Raw genomic sequence first — 14,697 nt, 5'->3', positions numbered from 1 at the left:
TGTAAATTTGATCTTGTTTTCATTAGCACCATTAATTTAATCAATTAATGGGAAAACAACAAGAGGGTGTCCATACTTTTTGGACACCCTCTTTTCCGTATACGTAAAATGTTAAAATCGTTATTATCCTTCCGAAAACTCAAAGGTTTCCATAAACTTGGTAGTGAAATTTCCTGCTCTGAAATTAGGGTCTTTCATCAATTGTAAATGGAAAGGAATGGTGGTTTTGATACCTTCAATTACAAACTCGCTTAAAGCGCGCTCCATGGTACAAATGGCTTCTTCGCGGGTTTGAGCCACGCAAATTAATTTTGCAATCATTGAATCATAATTCGCAGGGATAGAATATCCGGCATAAACGTGTGTATCTACACGAACACCATGACCACCTGGCGAATGAAAATTCGTAATTTTCCCTGGTGACGGACGGAAATTATTTGCCGGGTCTTCGGCATTGATGCGGCACTCAATTGCGTGCATTTCCGGCGTATAGTTTTTACCTGAAATCGGAATGCCAGCAGCAACTTTTATCTGTTCTTTAATTAAATCGAAGTTAATTACTTCCTCGGTAACCGGATGCTCTACCTGGATACGGGTATTCATTTCCATGAAATAGAAGTTACGATGTTTATCAACCAAGAACTCAATAGTACCTGCACCTTCGTAATTTACGGCCATGGCACCTTTAATAGCTGCTTCACCCATTCTTAAGCGCAGTTCTTCTGTCATAAACGGCGAAGGAGATTCTTCTACCAGTTTTTGGTGACGGCGTTGAATCGAACAATCGCGTTCTGATAAGTGACAGGCTTTGCCAAACTGGTCTCCAATAACCTGAATTTCAATGTGGCGTGGATCTTCGATGTATTTTTCTAAATATAAACCATCATTACCGAAGGCTGCGCCAGATTCCTGACGGGCGCTGTCCCATGCATTTTCGAAATCTTCATCTTTCCAAACCACACGCATACCCCGGCCACCACCACCGGCAGTTGCTTTAAGGATAACCGGATAACCCATTTCGTTGGCAATTGCAATACCCTCTTTAACGCTGGTAAGCAAACCTTCTGAACCTGGAATGGTTGGAACACCGGCATTTTTCATGGTTGCTTTAGCCGAGGCTTTGTCGCCCATATCGTTAATCTGCTCTGGCGTGGCACCAATAAATTTGATATTATACTCGCGGCAGATGTTAGAGAACTTTGCGTTTTCTGACAAGAAACCGTAACCCGGATGTATGGCATCGGCATTGGTTAGTTCTGCAGCAGAAATGATATTCGGAATATTTAAATAAGAATCTTTACTAGGTGGAGGGCCAATACAAACAGCCTCATCAGCAAAACGTACGTGCAAACTTTCGCGATCAGCGGTAGAATAAACAGCAACCGTTTTGATGCCCATTTCCTTACAGGTACGGATAATACGCAAAGCGATTTCACCCCTGTTGGCAATTAGTATTTTTTTAAACATAATTTTACCTTTTCTGATTACACCGATGTTAATGATTACCCCGATTTATTCGGTAAATAACCACCACTCTGATCAATTGTAATCGGTGTTATCTAATTAATCTGTGTAATCAATAACTAAATAGGTTCTACTAAAAATAACGGTTGGTCGTATTCTACAGGCGATGCATTATCCACCAATATTTTAACGATACGGCCTGAAACTTCACTTTCAATCTCGTTGAAAAGTTTCATAGCCTCTATGATACAAACTACTTTACCCGCGCTAATTTCGTCACCAACATTCACAAACATTGGTTTTTCAGGGCTAGCCGAACGGTAAAAAGTACCGATCATTGGTGATTTGATCGTAATGTATTTTGAAGTGTCTTCTGCAACAGGTGGTACAGCTGGTGTTGCTGCCGTAGGAGCAGTAGGAGCTGTGGCAACAGGAGCAGCAGCCTGTACAAGCGGAGCTTGTGGTACGGTAGCATGCACAACTGTTGGTGCCTGGTTTGTTTTGATCGTAATTTTGAAGTTTTCCTGCTCAATAGCAACCTCATTTACTCCAGAACGAGAAACAAATTTAATCAGTTCCTGTATTTGTTTAATATCCATTTTTTAGGCTTTTATGTAAAAAATAGTGTTTATTGAATTAACTAAGTTATACTTTTTTTTGTTTTATTTTTTTATTAGGTTGGTACCTTTACTCCCGACTAAAGACTTCTGACTATTTTGTGTCGTAAGCCCATTTAAGATATACCGAACCCCAGGTAAAGCCACCACCGAAAGCAGCTAAAACGATGTTATCGCCTTTTTTCAACTTGCTTTCCCATTCCCATAAACATAAAGGAATTGTTCCATTGGTTGTATTGCCATAACGTTCGATGTTGATCATCACTTTATCAGTAGTAACGCCCATGCGGTTAGCTGTAGCATCAATGATGCGTTTGTTGGCTTGGTGCGGTACTAACCAGGCCACATCATCAGCAGTTAAACTGTTACGTTCCATAATTTCGGCAGCAACATCGGCCATATTGGTTACGGCAAATTTGAATACTGTTGGCCCTTCCTGATGCGCAAAATGCTCTTTGGCATCAATGGTTTCGTGGGAGGCTGGTTTAACAGAACCACCGGCTTTCATCCCTAGGAAATCTCTTCCGGAACCATCTGTTCTTAAAATAGAATCCTGAATGCCCAAGCCCTCTTCATTTGGTTCCAGTAAAGCACAGCCACAGCCATCGCCAAAAATGATACAGGTGGTGCGGTCTTCATAATTGATAATCGACGACATCTTGTCGCCTCCAACTACCAAAACTTTTTTATGTCTGCCTGATTCAACAAATGATGCACCTGTAGAAAGACCAAATAAAAAGCCGGAACAAGCGGCCTGTAAATCATAACCCCAGGCATTGGTGGCACCAACTTTATCTGCTAAAACGTTTGCTGTTGCAGGGAAAGTAAAATCTGGAGTAGTGGTGCAAAAGATGATCAGTTCAATCTCTTTTGCATCAATTCCTCTCTTTTTAAGTAAACCGTTTACCGCATGAACGGCCATGTCGGAAGTACCTAAACCCTCACCTTTTAAAATTCTACGTTCTTTAATTCCCGTTCTACTGGTAATCCATTCATCGGAAGTGTCAACAATGGTTTCTAACTCTGCGTTTGTAAGCACATAGTCGGGGACATAACCATTTACTGCTGTAATAGCAGCGTGAATTTTACTCATTTTAAGAATTTTAATAAATTATTTAAATGCCATTCTAATTTTTTCTACCAATCCGGTGGTAATCATTTCTCTGGATTGTAGAATCATATTTTTAACAGCCAGCGGACTGGAAATTCCATGTCCGATAACAACGGGAGCGTTAACACCTAGAACCGGGCTTCCGCCGTATTGTTCGTAATTAAAACGATCGAAAAACTCATCTTTTAATCCCTTTTTAATGGTAAGCACGTAAAACGATTCGGCTAATTTTAGCATCACATTTCCGGTAAAACCATCGCACACAATTACATCGGCTTTTTCGTTAAATAAATCTCTGCCTTCCACATTTCCAACGAAGTTGAATAGGCTGGTTTCTTTCATTAACGGAAAAGTAGCCATGCTTAGCATATTTCCTTTTTCATCTTCTTCACCAATATTCATCAAGGCCACTTTAGGGTCATTAATTTGCAAAAGATTTTCTGCATATAAACTGCCCAAAACGCCAAATTGTAATAAAATATCAGGTTTACAGTCGGCATTTGCACCTACATCTAACAGTAGGCCTGTGCCGCCTTTAATTTTCGGAAGAATTGTACATAAACAAGGGCGGATAATGCCCGGAATGGTTTTTACGCTAAAAACAGCGCCAACCAACATGGCTCCAGAATTACCGGCACTTGCGAAAGAGTCGATTTTACCTTCCTTTAAAAGATTAAAACCAACCGCTATGCTAGAATTAGGTTTCTGAACAATTGCTTTGGTGGGGTGTTCGCCCATACCGATTACTTCATCAGTATGAACGTATTCAAAATGATCCGGATTAAAACCCTCCTCTGCAAGAATGGGTTTAATCTGTTCGGTATCGCCAATAAGAACTAAATGCTCTCCAGCGTTAAGCGATTGATGAGCAGCTATTGCTCCCAAAACAATTGCTTTGGGAGCATAGTCTCCGCCCATTATGTCGAGGCCTATTTTCATAGAAAAAATCTGTTTGTGTTAAGTCAGGTGTAATCCTGAATTTTTCAGTTGACTAAGGTATGACTAAAGCCGCTGAAAACACAAACAATTTTTTAAGAAAATTACCCTATCTGAGTATTTTCGATAACCAGTTTGCCGTTGTAGTATAAGTTACCATCAACGTTGTAAGCACGGTGAGGTACGTGGATAGCACCTGTTGCCGAGCATGTTGCTAAAGAAGGGGTAACAGCTTTATAGTGTGTTCTTCTTTTATTTTTTCTCTGTTTCGAGATTTTCCGTTTTGGATGTGCCATTGGTGTATAATCTAATTATTTTTTTAACTTATTAAGGGCTTCCCAACGTGGGTCGCTTGTTTGTTCATTTTCTTCAGCCTGGTTTTCAATCGATAATTGATTTAAACGATCAATCATCTCCTGATCACAATCTTTACCAGCCTGTTCGCAGTTTTTGATATAAGGTACTGCAACATTAATCATTTCGTATAAAGGACCGGAAATGTCAATTTCGGTTTCTTTACGGCTTAGCGAAATAATTTCCTCATCATCACTCTCCAGTTCATCTTCAGCAAACTTTACAATCTGCCTTTCATAAAGATTTATCGGTAACGGAAATTCAGATAAACATTTATCGCAATCTAAATTAACTGTACCCATAACTTTAAATTTTAGTAGCAGCATGGTCTCTTGTTTCTCAAGTTCCAGGTCTACTCTTAAATTTCCACTTTTAATTAACGAATACTCAAATGCGTTAAAAAAGCGGTCATCAAGCTCATAATCAAACTGATGAGATCCCAATTTTAAGCCGGTAAACGGTAATGAAAATTGTTTTAGTGGGTTCAAAGTACTGTAAAATTTTAGCCTGCAAATGTAGGGATAAATTATTAGATTAAAAATGTTTTTTTAAAAATTGTTGCTGTTATCTCTTGATTTTTAGGCCATATCCATTTTTAAGCGATAAGGTTTGGCGGCACTAACCGGCCAAAACCATTTCTTTATTGTTTCTGCTCCATTCACTCCACGAGCCTACGTAAAGTTTAGGGATCCGTAAACCCGCATAATCCATAGCTAAAAGGGTATGGCAAGCGGTAATGCCCGAGCCACAATGTACAATCACATTTTCGGGTTTAACATGCGCCAGGGCTTTTTCGTATTTTTCTTTTAATATTTCAGGGGACAGGAAAGCGCCAGATGCGTCCAGATTCTCAGTATAGGGGATATTGGCTGCGCCCGGAATATGTCCGGCAATTAAATCGATAGGCTCGGTGAGACCAGCAAAACGATTGGCGTCGCGTACATCAATCACCACATAATCATCTGTTTTAGCTACTTTTTCCACTTCATTGATATCAGATAGCGGTAAACTCCATGTTTTTACTGCGTAAGGATCAACAGATTTTGGGATCTCGACTTTATCAGTAGTTGGGAAACCTGCTTTTACGGCCGCCTGAAAACCTCCGTCAATTACCTGCACCTTTTCGTGACCGATAGCTTTTAACATCCACCATAGCCTCGCTGCCGCGTTACCGCCATTTTTGTCATCATAAACAATGACATGGCTGTGTGCTGTAATCCCTAGCTTTTGTAATACAGATGAAAACTGTTCAGGTGTTGGTAAAGGATGACGTCCGCCAATGGCAAAATCGCCAATATTGGCTAAATCTTCATTTACATCGGCAAAAAGTGCTCCTGCCAAATGTTGTTCATCATATCTCGCTTTTGATCCTGCACTGGCATCAATAATAACAATTTCATCGTCCTGGTTTAGCCAGGTTAGCTCTTCTGGTTTGATAATAGGTAATAGCATTTTCATTTGATTATATTAATACTCCTCCAGTCATCGTAATCGTAATTTCATTTAAGGTTTGATCTTTGTAACCTATGCCTGTGACTTCTGACTTTTGGTCCCCAGACTTTGGCCTATCTAACCCTTCGCTTTCTACCTTAAGACGCATCATCTTTAATATCGAATTGCGTTTCAACTACTTTTCCACCGGTGCGCAATTGGTTACTCAACATCTGCTCCTGCTCGCGACGGTTTTTAACAATGTGAATGGCTGAAAACAAAGCTTCGGTAAAGGAAGTCGAATCAGCTAAGTTTTTACCCGCAATATCGTAACCTGTTCCATGGTCGGGAGAGGTGCGGACAAAGTTTAGACCAGCAGTATAGTTTACACCATTATGAAATGCCAGCGTTTTAAAAGGAATTAAACCCTGATCGTGGTACATAGCCAAAACGGCATCAAACTGTTTGTAGCTACCATTACCAAAAAAACCGTCAGCAGGGTATGGACCAAAACAAATAATGCCTTTATCGTAGGCTTCCTGAATGGCTGGCGAAATTACCTCAGCTTCTTCGGAGCCCAATAAACCATTATCGCTGGCGTGTGGATTTAATCCCAGCACAGCAATTTTTGGTTTTTCGATCCAGAAGTCTTTTTTTAAACTTTCGTTAATCAGTTTTAACTTATTTACAATTTTATCCTTTGTAATGGTCGCCGGAACGTCTTTTACCGGAATGTGGCCTGTTACCACACCAACACGTAAATTTTCGCTGATCAAAAACATCAGCACATCTTTGCTGCCACTTTTTTCCTGCAGATATTCGGTATGGCCCGGAAATGCAAAAGTTTCGGATTGAATATTGTGTTTATTAATCGGGGCGGTAACCAAAGCATCGATATCACCGTTTACCAGGTCGGCTGTTGCACGTTCTAATGATAAAAGCGCATATTTTCCGCCTGTTTCCGTAACCTGACCCAGTTCAATTTTTACATCTTCTTCCCAGCAATTGATCATGTTAGCCTTTTTTGGCATGGCCTGGCTAGCCTGGTTAACTACATTAAAACTGAAATCGCCCAGGTTATTCGCTTTTCTATGAAAAGAGGAAATTTTGGTATGTCCATAAACAACTGGAGTGCAGTAATTTAAAATTGCCGGGTTGGATAAAGTTTTGATGATTACTTCTAAACCTATGCCGTTTACGTCGCCTATACTGATGCCAATTTTAAGTTTATTGCTCATAATTACTGGAAATTTTTAGCGCAAATTACTGATTTTCGCTTAAACCCTTTAAAAAAAATAAAACCGCAGCGCCTGCGGATTGATCTGCATAGAAATATTAAGCCTATCTTTGCTAACAATTTTAATTTTAAAATCCCGTTCAGGGCTGTGGGGTATGAGTTTAGTTAAAGCAAAAAAACATTTAGGACAACATTTTTTAACCGACAAGGGCATTGCTAACCGCATTGTTGAGGCTTTGGCGAATACCGACAAATATCATCAGGTGTTAGAAGTTGGGCCGGGGATGGGAATCTTATCTGATTTTTTGCTGCAACGTAAAGATTTAACCACCTATCTAATTGATATTGATACGGAATCTTTCCATTTTTTGAACGAAAAATATCCGCAGCTTGGCGATCGGTTGATTAATGGCGATTTTTTAAAGCTTGATTTTGATGTGATGTTTCCCGAAAAATTTGCCATTATTGGTAATTTTCCTTACAACATTTCATCGCAGATTTTATTTAAGATTTTAGATAACCGCCATAAGGTGATAGAAATGGTGGGGATGTTTCAAAAAGAGGTGGCCCAGCGTTGCGCAGCACCGGCGGGAAGTAAAGAATATGGTATTTTAAGTGTGTTTCTGCAGGCTTATTATAAGATTGAATACCTGTTTACGGTTAAACCAGGTACATTTTATCCACCACCGAAAGTGCATTCAGCAGTGATCCGTTTAACCAGAAATGAAGTAGAAGCGCTTGATTGCGATGAAAAATTATTCTGGCGTGTAGTTAAGGCAGGTTTTAACCAGCGGAGAAAAACCTTGCGCAATGCCGTTTCTGCAGTAATGCCTAAAGATAAAATGGACGATCATATCTATTTCGAAAAACGTGCCGAGCAGTTAACTGTGGCCGATTTTGTAGCCTTAACACGTCATGTGAATGAATTGATGCAAGCTTAAGCATATTTATTCCTTGTTGTAAGCAATTGCTATAGATATGTAGCGCAGCGTTTTCATCGGTTTCTGTAGCACCGCTGTCCATCCCAAGCCCACAACGTGTTACGGGTTTACATTTAATAGGATAGTCGTCGAATTGGGTTTAGGTGCGAAGGTTTGCGCACCTTACTAGCCCGGCAGCTCAAAGGTTGTTTTGCTGGTTCAGTCCCGGTTGCAACATTGCCTTGCAGCAACGAAGTAAAAGTCAGCAAGCCGAATTAAAACTCAAACTCCAGCTGGTTACTCTCCGGTTTTTCTATCTCCACATCATCATAAAACCGCGATAAGGTAATGCCCAGCAACCTCACCTGGGTTGTGCCAATTGCCGCCTCTTCCAAAAGTTTAATGGCTTCAGCATAAATGACAGCTGCTTTGCTGATTGGCGTAGCGAAGGAGCGGCTGCGCGTAATGAGTTTAAAATCTGCAAATTTGATTTTAAGGGTAACTGTTTTTCCACTCAGTTGATGTTTCTCTAAACGTTTGGCTACGGTTTCGCTGATCTGTTTCAGCAGATCGTGCATTACTGCATCTTCATTGGTGTCTTCTGATAGGGTATCTTCTGCACCTACTGATTTTGCTTCACGATTTGCGCGAACAGGTCGCTCGTCTATTCCACGAACGATTTGGTAATAAAATCTTCCCGATTTTCCGAATTGGGCAATAAGCTGGGCTTCTGTCAGCTTTTTTAAATCTGCACCGGTATTAATCTGCATAGCCTTCATTTTGGCACTCGTAACTTTGCCTACCCCAAAAAAATTTTCAACGGGGAGTTTCTCCATAAAAGCTTCAATTTTGGAAGGGCCGATAAAAGTTAAGCCATCTGGTTTATTCATGTCTGAAGCTACTTTTGCCACAAATTTATTGATCGATACGCCTGCCGAGGCTGTTAAATTTAATTCATTTTTAATTGCGTCCTTAATCGACTGTGCAATATCAAGGGCTGATCCGATGCCGAGCTTGTCTTCCGTTACATCAAGGTAGGCTTCATCCAGCGAAAGCGGTTCAATAAGGTCGGTATAGCGGCTAAAAATTTCCCTGAGCGATTTTGAAACTGCAGTATAGGCGTCAAAGCGCGGGTATACGAAAATGGCTGTAGGGCAGAGCTGATAAGCTTTACTTGATGGCATTGCCGAGCGGATACCGTACTGCCGGGCTTCATAACTGGCTGTAGAAACCACTCCACGGCTATCCGGTTTACCACCAACCACCAAAGGTTTTCCACGATATTCAGGAAAATCGCGTTGCTCTACAGATGCGTAAAAAGCATCCATATCGATATGAATTATTTTTCGTAAAACCGGCGGATTCAAATCAGACATGCAATGACCTAAATCTCGTGTTTTTTATCAGGATTATTGGACTAGATTTTTTTTCTTTACAAAATATGGAGAGAACTATTCGTTTTTATAAAAATGCAAGACATGAATGGTATGCTGACATTCCCGAGTGGGGTGGGGCTATTGAAGATTTGCAAATGGTAGAAGGTGCTGATGAGTTGTTAAACTGGATAGCCGCTTCTGAAAATGAATGTAAGTTATTAATGGCTGACGAGCTCATACAAAATGCCGAAATTTTAGCGCTTGTTTATGCGCGTGAAGAGAATTTGGGCGGTGGTGGGGACTACCTGTTAGAACAGTTTCGTGGAGAATTCAAAAACCATAAAATTTGGCTTTGTGGTGTAACAGAATTTGTTTTTAAACACCTGCCCGAAAGGATTTATTTTAAGGAACTCAAGTAACTACCCGCTAGACCGAAGTTTACACTTCACCTGGTTTTCCTCCGGATGAAGATCACCAGGCGAGCTTAATCATACAAATCTATTCATCTAATTCAATAAAATTTCTACTCTATTCAACAAAGAGTCCATCTCAAATGGCTTTTCCATAAAATCATTTGCGCCGGCATCCAGTGCAGATTGTCTGATATCTCTGCTGGCTGAAATCATTAAAATAGGAATTTCCTTGAATTGAGGGTTATTTTTAAGCTGTTTGCAGATATCTCTGCCATCATAACCGCTCATCCATATGTCCAGCATAATTAAATCTGGTTTGTTTTTTACAGCATCAATAACTGCCCCTCCATCATAAGTAAATTCAACATCATAGCCCATCACTTCCAAAATCATTGTGATTGCATCCACAATTCCTTCGTCGTCATCGGCAATCAGTATTTTTTTGTTCGCCATTTTGTAATGTTATTTCATATCTTTTGTTTTTCAACTGGTAATTGAGAAGATGATTGATTGCGTATAGGTTATTAATGCAGCAAATATGCTTTTTGTTTTAAAAAAAAAGAATATTTGTGTAAAGAATTTTAATGGTAAGCTGATCAGCTTTTTTAGCTGCTGGATTCCTTACCAAATCCAGGCGAATAATTTAGAAACTTTTCCGCTCAAATTACTTAAACCTCATTGCAACTTCCTTGGTCAGGCGTGGATTTTGTCAGATCATGAAGAATTTAGGATATATTCTTTAACGCGTTCCTATTCCAAGTGAAGAAAAACCATCCGTAAGAGATGGCCCATGAAAAACCGGGTTAATTATCAGGATAACCGCTGTTGCCTGTTATTCTTTTCTAAAAGCCCGTTAAGGCAGGAGATAAATTTGCTATAGCTAACCGGTTTAAGCAGGTATTGGTCTGCATTTACCTGATGGGCATCCATGGCATACTGACTGTAGGCTGTAATAAATATCAGGTATTTCACGGTATCTCTCAACTTTACAGCAGCTTCAATGCCCGAAATCCCATCCATCTTGATATCTAGAAATAAAAAATCAATTTGCTGTTCGTCGCTTAACATTTGTATGGCTTCTGAGGCATTGTTAAAACTACCGGCAAAGGTTAGTTCGGGCGTATCGTTAATATAGGCCTCAAGGAGTTCAACGAGCAATGGATCGTCGTCAACAATCACGCAGCTGTGTTTTCTTTTCTCGTTAATTTTTGTCTCTGTTGTCATGCGCCCCATATTTTGGATAAAGTTAGGGATTTGTTGAATTGAAATCCTTAAAAAAAATCTTTCGGACCCGACAGGGTAATGGACACTTTTGGTAAATTATATTTTTTACTAGATTAGTCCGTCGTCATAACTATAATCTCGCTCGATGCACATTAAAATAACTTTCTCCGATACCAGCTACAAAAAGCTTCCATATTTGTTCATTTTGATTGTGTTTTTCCTTAATTCCAATAGGGAAGTAACTGCAAAACTTTCGACAGGTGTACCAGTCGATACAAACAGGGTAAACAGTTTATTAGATAGTATTTCAAAATATCGGTACCAGCCCGATTTGGTAATAAAGTATGCCGATTTAGGGATACAACATGCAAAATCTATAACATTTGATAAGGGACTATCTAAGCTGTTGTTTAGAAAAGGGATTGCATTAATGAACAAAGGGCTAAAAAATGAAAGTTTAGCATCGCTTGACGAAGCAGAGCAACTGGCCGATAAAAACGGGCAGTTGCTTGTATTAGCCAATGTAAATAGAATAAGAGGTGTACTTTATTATAAAAATGCAGATTATGAACACGCTACAGCTAGTATTTTAAGAGCCATTAGATTTTACGAACGAAACAAAGTGTACGTTGAATTACCAATATGCTATTCTATACTTGCTTCCATTAATGTAGCCACAGGCAATACTGCTGAAAGTTATCGGTATTATTTTAAATCTTTTAACCTGATCCGATCGCTGCTAAACAAACCAGAATCATCCTTTTCAAAAGAAGAGTGGGATAAGTTGCATACCAATTACATAGACCTTTGTGTTAACATTGGTAATTATTTTGAGCAATCGGATAAACTTGACATGGCATTGAAGTATTATGAACTAGGACTATCCAAACCTTTTGCCACTCCAAATTATAATGCCTATCTGATCCTGATGACCAATGCTTCCAAAATCTATTATGCCAAAGGAAATGTTGCCAAAGCCAGGAAAATGGCCCATCGCGCATTTAGTTTGGCAAAGGAAGCCCATTTATATCGTGAACAGTCTAATGCGCTTGATCACCTCGGAAGCTTTGCAGATCATTTTACTCAGGCAAATCAATATTATATAGAGGCGGTTGAACTTGCCAAAAAGGCACAGGACAAAGATTTGTTGTATAAGGTTCTAGAGCATCGGGCTAATTCAGCGAAGAAGTTTGGTCGCTATAAATTCGCTTTTGAGGCTTATAAAGAATCAAGAGCCATCCGCGACAGTATCGTCACACAGGAAAATAGTGTGGCAATTGATAACCTGATATCCAATCATAAGCTGCAGGATTCGACCCAAAAACTTAAGCACGTGGGATTTGAGCGCTACAAAGCGAATCAGCGCAGTAATTTTTATCGGCTTTTATTTGCGGCAACAGGCGCGATATTGTTGATCACGTTTCTTTTTATCCTGCGTAACAGAAAACTAAATAAAGCTTTAAACCTACGCACAAACCAGCTGAGCGCGCTTAATACGCATAAAGATAGAATTCTTTCGATAATGGGACACGACCTTAAAGGCGCGTTGGCAGATCTGCATGCATTAGCCTTTCTCTTAAAGCGGCATATGGGTACGCCAAGACAGGAAGAACTCATTGAACAGCTATCTAATGTGCAGCAGTCCGCAAATGAAATATTAGATAAACTGTTGTTATGGGGTGCCTTAGATATGCATTATGATCATCTTATAGCACCTTTTTATCCTGCAATTGCATTAAGCAGTACCATTAATTCTACCAGAGGCATTGCCACTGCAAGAAACATTACTTTAACAACAGATATAGCCGCCGATGTTGAAATATTAGGGAACGAGCATCATATAACCTTTATTCTGCGAAACCTGTTAAGCAATGCGGTAAAGTATTCAGATGCAGATCAACCTGTTCACATCAGGCTGATCAAAACAGATATAGCTGCCATATTTGAAGTTGAAAATTATAACAAGTTAGCTAACGTTGCCACAGTAAATGATTTTTATGCGAATCGCCAGGGCGTTTCAGAGGAAACCAAAGGGCATGGTATCGGATTGTTATTGTGCAAAATTCTGTCCGATCTGGATAATTATCAATTGACAGCGAGCAAAGATGGGGATATCATCCGAACCCGACTTACCATTCCGGTAAATCCAGCGGTGTTGAAAAATCAGGTTAATGATTCTGCTACAGCTTAAAGGGGGTTTGAACATTATCTGGAAGAAAAATGACGTGCATTTTTTTTTATCAATGGATTACAAAAGATGCGATAATACTAGGACATATACAGGGTGGTAAAAACTATTTATAGGATAATATTCAAAAAAGAAGGTTATTTTAAATGCGAGACATTATATTTACAGCGTTTATTCAAACGAGAAGGTTTAACGGCCAAAAATGGACAGCATTAATATTAAGAAGTTAGCAGAAGCATTAAATTTATCTACTTCTACAATTTCGAGGGCTTTTAGGGATAATAGTGACATCAATAGTGCTACCAAGGAACGTATATTGGCAAAGGCAAAGGAATTAAACTACCAGCCCAATCATTACGCCAGTAATTTAAGAGAGCAAAAAAGCAAAACCATAGCGGTTATTGTGCCAGAACTGGCCAATAATTATTTCTCACAGGCCATCCACGGCATTGAACGCATAGCAAGGGAAAATGGTTACCACATTCTCATTTATGTAACTGATGATGATTACCAAAAAGAAGTAACTTTCATCCAGCACTTGCACAATGGTAGGGCTGATGGGATTATCATGTCGGTTTCAGGAGAGGCTAACGACCATAATTACCTTAATAAATTTGGCAGTAAAAGATTGCCACTGGTATTTTTTGATAGGGTTTACGAAGACATTAATACGCCCAGGGTAATTACTAATGATTATGACAGCAGTTTTTTGGCTACCGAACATTTAATAGAGCAGGGTTGCAAGAGAATTGCTTATCTGGTGGTGAATAAAAGTTTATCAATAGGTAAAACCCGTATGCAGGGTTATATTGATGCCCTGGCCAAACATCAGGTTCCATTTGATGAAAACCTGATTGTAGATTGCAGTAACAGCTATGAGGAAAATAGCATGATTATTAAAGAAGCTTTAACACAATTAAAACCCGATGGTATTTTCACATCGGTTGAGCGTTTGGCTTTTGCCACTTATTATGCCTGTTACGATCTTCGTATTAACATTCCCGGTGATTTAATGGTGATCAGTTTTTCCAGTTTGGAAATTGCTCCTTTGTTAAACCCCTCACTGACCACCATTACCCAGCCCGCTACAGAAATCGGAGAAGAGGCAGCAAAATTATTGTTCACGGTATTGGATAATCATGCCAATAAAAACCGGCTAAATGAAGTGGTTTTAACCTCTAAAATAATCAAGCGGAATTCGACCAATAAGTAGGTAAAAGTACGTCTGAAAACATGGCCTTTTTTGGCCTGAAATTTTCAAAAAAATTCTTCACTTAGTGTAAAATACGCAGAATTCTGATCGATTTTCGGGAACGTTCCCGAAAGATGACAGAATTTTGATCTATTTTTTTCGGGAACGTTCCCGAAAAAATATGTAAAAACAACTTAGTGTATTTTTTACACTTTAAATTGGATAATTTATTTT

15 protein-coding genes are annotated in these 14,697 nt (G+C 39.4%); 4 read left to right on the top strand and 11 right to left on the bottom strand.

The window, feature by feature from the left end:
- Window positions 1-123: 123 nt before the first annotated feature.
- The 8 genes from accC to pdxA all read right to left on the bottom strand — a co-directional run bounded on the left by accC (window position 124) and on the right by pdxA (window position 7,151).
- Window positions 124-1,467, bottom strand: a complete 1,344-nt coding sequence (gene accC / locus ACIQXP_RS23060; protein WP_293742593.1) for an acetyl-CoA carboxylase biotin carboxylase subunit — start codon at window positions 1,465-1,467, stop codon at window positions 124-126.
- Between the two features lie 116 nt (window positions 1,468-1,583).
- Complete coding sequence (gene accB, locus ACIQXP_RS23055) at window positions 1,584-2,063, bottom strand: acetyl-CoA carboxylase biotin carboxyl carrier protein (RefSeq protein WP_090986449.1); 480 nt, start codon at window positions 2,061-2,063, stop codon at window positions 1,584-1,586.
- 112 nt (window positions 2,064-2,175) lie between these two features.
- Window positions 2,176-3,174, bottom strand: coding sequence for a beta-ketoacyl-ACP synthase III (locus ACIQXP_RS23050; protein ID WP_090986451.1), 999 nt, complete (start codon window positions 3,172-3,174; stop codon window positions 2,176-2,178).
- An 18-nt stretch (window positions 3,175-3,192) separates the two neighbouring features.
- Entirely contained in the window at window positions 3,193-4,131 is a 939-nt protein-coding gene (gene plsX, locus ACIQXP_RS23045) for a phosphate acyltransferase PlsX (RefSeq protein WP_090986454.1), read from the bottom strand.
- A 101-nt stretch (window positions 4,132-4,232) separates the two neighbouring features.
- Window positions 4,233-4,424: a 50S ribosomal protein L32 gene (rpmF, locus tag ACIQXP_RS23040; protein ID WP_025143959.1), complete on the bottom strand. Its 192-nt coding sequence runs from the start codon at window positions 4,422-4,424 to the stop codon at window positions 4,233-4,235.
- 15 nt (window positions 4,425-4,439) lie between these two features.
- On the bottom strand, window positions 4,440-4,970 hold the full coding sequence (locus ACIQXP_RS23035; protein WP_293742591.1) for a YceD family protein: 531 nt from the start codon (window positions 4,968-4,970) through the stop codon (window positions 4,440-4,442).
- Window positions 4,971-5,100: 130 nt separating this feature from the next.
- Window positions 5,101-5,940, bottom strand: coding sequence for a sulfurtransferase (locus ACIQXP_RS23030; RefSeq protein ID WP_387508120.1), 840 nt, complete (start codon window positions 5,938-5,940; stop codon window positions 5,101-5,103).
- Window positions 5,941-6,071: 131 nt separating this feature from the next.
- Window positions 6,072-7,151: a 4-hydroxythreonine-4-phosphate dehydrogenase PdxA gene (gene pdxA, locus ACIQXP_RS23025; RefSeq protein ID WP_293742589.1), complete on the bottom strand. Its 1,080-nt coding sequence runs from the start codon at window positions 7,149-7,151 to the stop codon at window positions 6,072-6,074.
- 154 nt (window positions 7,152-7,305) lie between these two features.
- Between pdxA and rsmA the strand changes: the two genes are divergently transcribed.
- On the top strand, window positions 7,306-8,091 hold the full coding sequence (gene rsmA / locus ACIQXP_RS23020) for a 16S rRNA (adenine(1518)-N(6)/adenine(1519)-N(6))-dimethyltransferase RsmA (protein ID WP_387508119.1): 786 nt from the start codon (window positions 7,306-7,308) through the stop codon (window positions 8,089-8,091).
- 254 nt (window positions 8,092-8,345) lie between these two features.
- On the opposite strand, the gene dinB is transcribed toward rsmA, so the two are convergent.
- The gene (dinB, locus tag ACIQXP_RS23015; protein WP_387508117.1) at window positions 8,346-9,398 is read right to left on the bottom strand and encodes a DNA polymerase IV; all 1,053 of its coding nucleotides are present in this window, start codon (window positions 9,396-9,398) and stop codon (window positions 8,346-8,348) included.
- A 113-nt stretch (window positions 9,399-9,511) separates the two neighbouring features.
- On the opposite strand from dinB, the gene ACIQXP_RS23010 reads away from it, so the two are divergent.
- Window positions 9,512-9,865 carry a DUF6717 family protein gene (locus ACIQXP_RS23010; RefSeq protein ID WP_293742586.1) on the top strand — a complete coding sequence of 118 codons (354 nt, stop codon included), beginning with the start codon at window positions 9,512-9,514 and terminating at the stop codon, window positions 9,863-9,865.
- An 87-nt stretch (window positions 9,866-9,952) separates the two neighbouring features.
- Here ACIQXP_RS23010 and ACIQXP_RS23005 read toward each other — a convergent pair whose 3' ends face one another.
- A complete protein-coding gene (locus ACIQXP_RS23005; RefSeq protein WP_090986470.1) occupies window positions 9,953-10,312 on the bottom strand; it encodes a response regulator in 360 nt (119 codons plus the stop codon).
- A 357-nt stretch (window positions 10,313-10,669) separates the two neighbouring features.
- Window positions 10,670-11,083 carry a LytR/AlgR family response regulator transcription factor gene (locus ACIQXP_RS23000; protein ID WP_293742585.1) on the bottom strand — a complete coding sequence of 138 codons (414 nt, stop codon included), beginning with the start codon at window positions 11,081-11,083 and terminating at the stop codon, window positions 10,670-10,672.
- A gap of 145 nt (window positions 11,084-11,228) precedes the next feature.
- Here ACIQXP_RS23000 and ACIQXP_RS22995 point away from each other — a divergent pair, with 145 nt between their 5' ends.
- Entirely contained in the window at window positions 11,229-13,274 is a 2,046-nt protein-coding gene (locus ACIQXP_RS22995) for a sensor histidine kinase (protein ID WP_387508114.1), read from the top strand.
- Between the two features lie 199 nt (window positions 13,275-13,473).
- Complete coding sequence (locus ACIQXP_RS22990; RefSeq protein ID WP_293742583.1) at window positions 13,474-14,484, top strand: LacI family DNA-binding transcriptional regulator; 1,011 nt, start codon at window positions 13,474-13,476, stop codon at window positions 14,482-14,484.
- Window positions 14,485-14,697 lie beyond the last annotated feature (213 nt).

It is taken from the genome of Pedobacter suwonensis, from assembly GCF_044762335.1.
In the GTDB taxonomy this organism is placed as follows: domain Bacteria; phylum Bacteroidota; class Bacteroidia; order Sphingobacteriales; family Sphingobacteriaceae; genus Pedobacter.
The sequence above is the reverse complement of the archived record's forward strand: the minus strand, read 5'-3'. Positions and strand labels throughout refer to the sequence as shown.

Excerpts from the sequence above, each read along its gene's own strand:
- accC (WP_293742593.1), bottom strand. The coding sequence starts at position 1,467 with ATGTTTAAAAAAATACTAATTGCCAACAGGGGTGAAATCGCTTTGCGT.
- accB (WP_090986449.1), bottom strand. The coding sequence starts at position 2,063 with ATGGATATTAAACAAATACAGGAACTGATTAAATTTGTTTCTCGTTCT.
- ACIQXP_RS23050 (WP_090986451.1), bottom strand. The coding sequence starts at position 3,174 with ATGAGTAAAATTCACGCTGCTATTACAGCAGTAAATGGTTATGTCCCC.
- plsX (WP_090986454.1), bottom strand. The coding sequence starts at position 4,131 with ATGAAAATAGGCCTCGACATAATGGGCGGAGACTATGCTCCCAAAGCA.
- rpmF (WP_025143959.1), bottom strand. The coding sequence starts at position 4,424 with ATGGCACATCCAAAACGGAAAATCTCGAAACAGAGAAAAAATAAAAGA.
- ACIQXP_RS23030 (WP_387508120.1), bottom strand. The coding sequence starts at position 5,940 with ATGAAAATGCTATTACCTATTATCAAACCAGAAGAGCTAACCTGGCTA.
- pdxA (WP_293742589.1), bottom strand. The coding sequence starts at position 7,151 with ATGAGCAATAAACTTAAAATTGGCATCAGTATAGGCGACGTAAACGGC.
- rsmA (WP_387508119.1), top strand. The coding sequence starts at position 7,306 with ATGAGTTTAGTTAAAGCAAAAAAACATTTAGGACAACATTTTTTAACC.
- dinB (WP_387508117.1), bottom strand. The coding sequence starts at position 9,398 with ATGGATGCTTTTTACGCATCTGTAGAGCAACGCGATTTTCCTGAATAT.
- ACIQXP_RS23010 (WP_293742586.1), top strand. The coding sequence starts at position 9,512 with ATGGAGAGAACTATTCGTTTTTATAAAAATGCAAGACATGAATGGTAT.
- ACIQXP_RS23005 (WP_090986470.1), bottom strand. The coding sequence starts at position 10,312 with ATGGCGAACAAAAAAATACTGATTGCCGATGACGACGAAGGAATTGTG.
- ACIQXP_RS23000 (WP_293742585.1), bottom strand. The coding sequence starts at position 11,083 with ATGACAACAGAGACAAAAATTAACGAGAAAAGAAAACACAGCTGCGTG.
- ACIQXP_RS22995 (WP_387508114.1), top strand. The coding sequence starts at position 11,229 with ATGCACATTAAAATAACTTTCTCCGATACCAGCTACAAAAAGCTTCCA.
- ACIQXP_RS22990 (WP_293742583.1), top strand. The coding sequence starts at position 13,474 with ATGGACAGCATTAATATTAAGAAGTTAGCAGAAGCATTAAATTTATCT.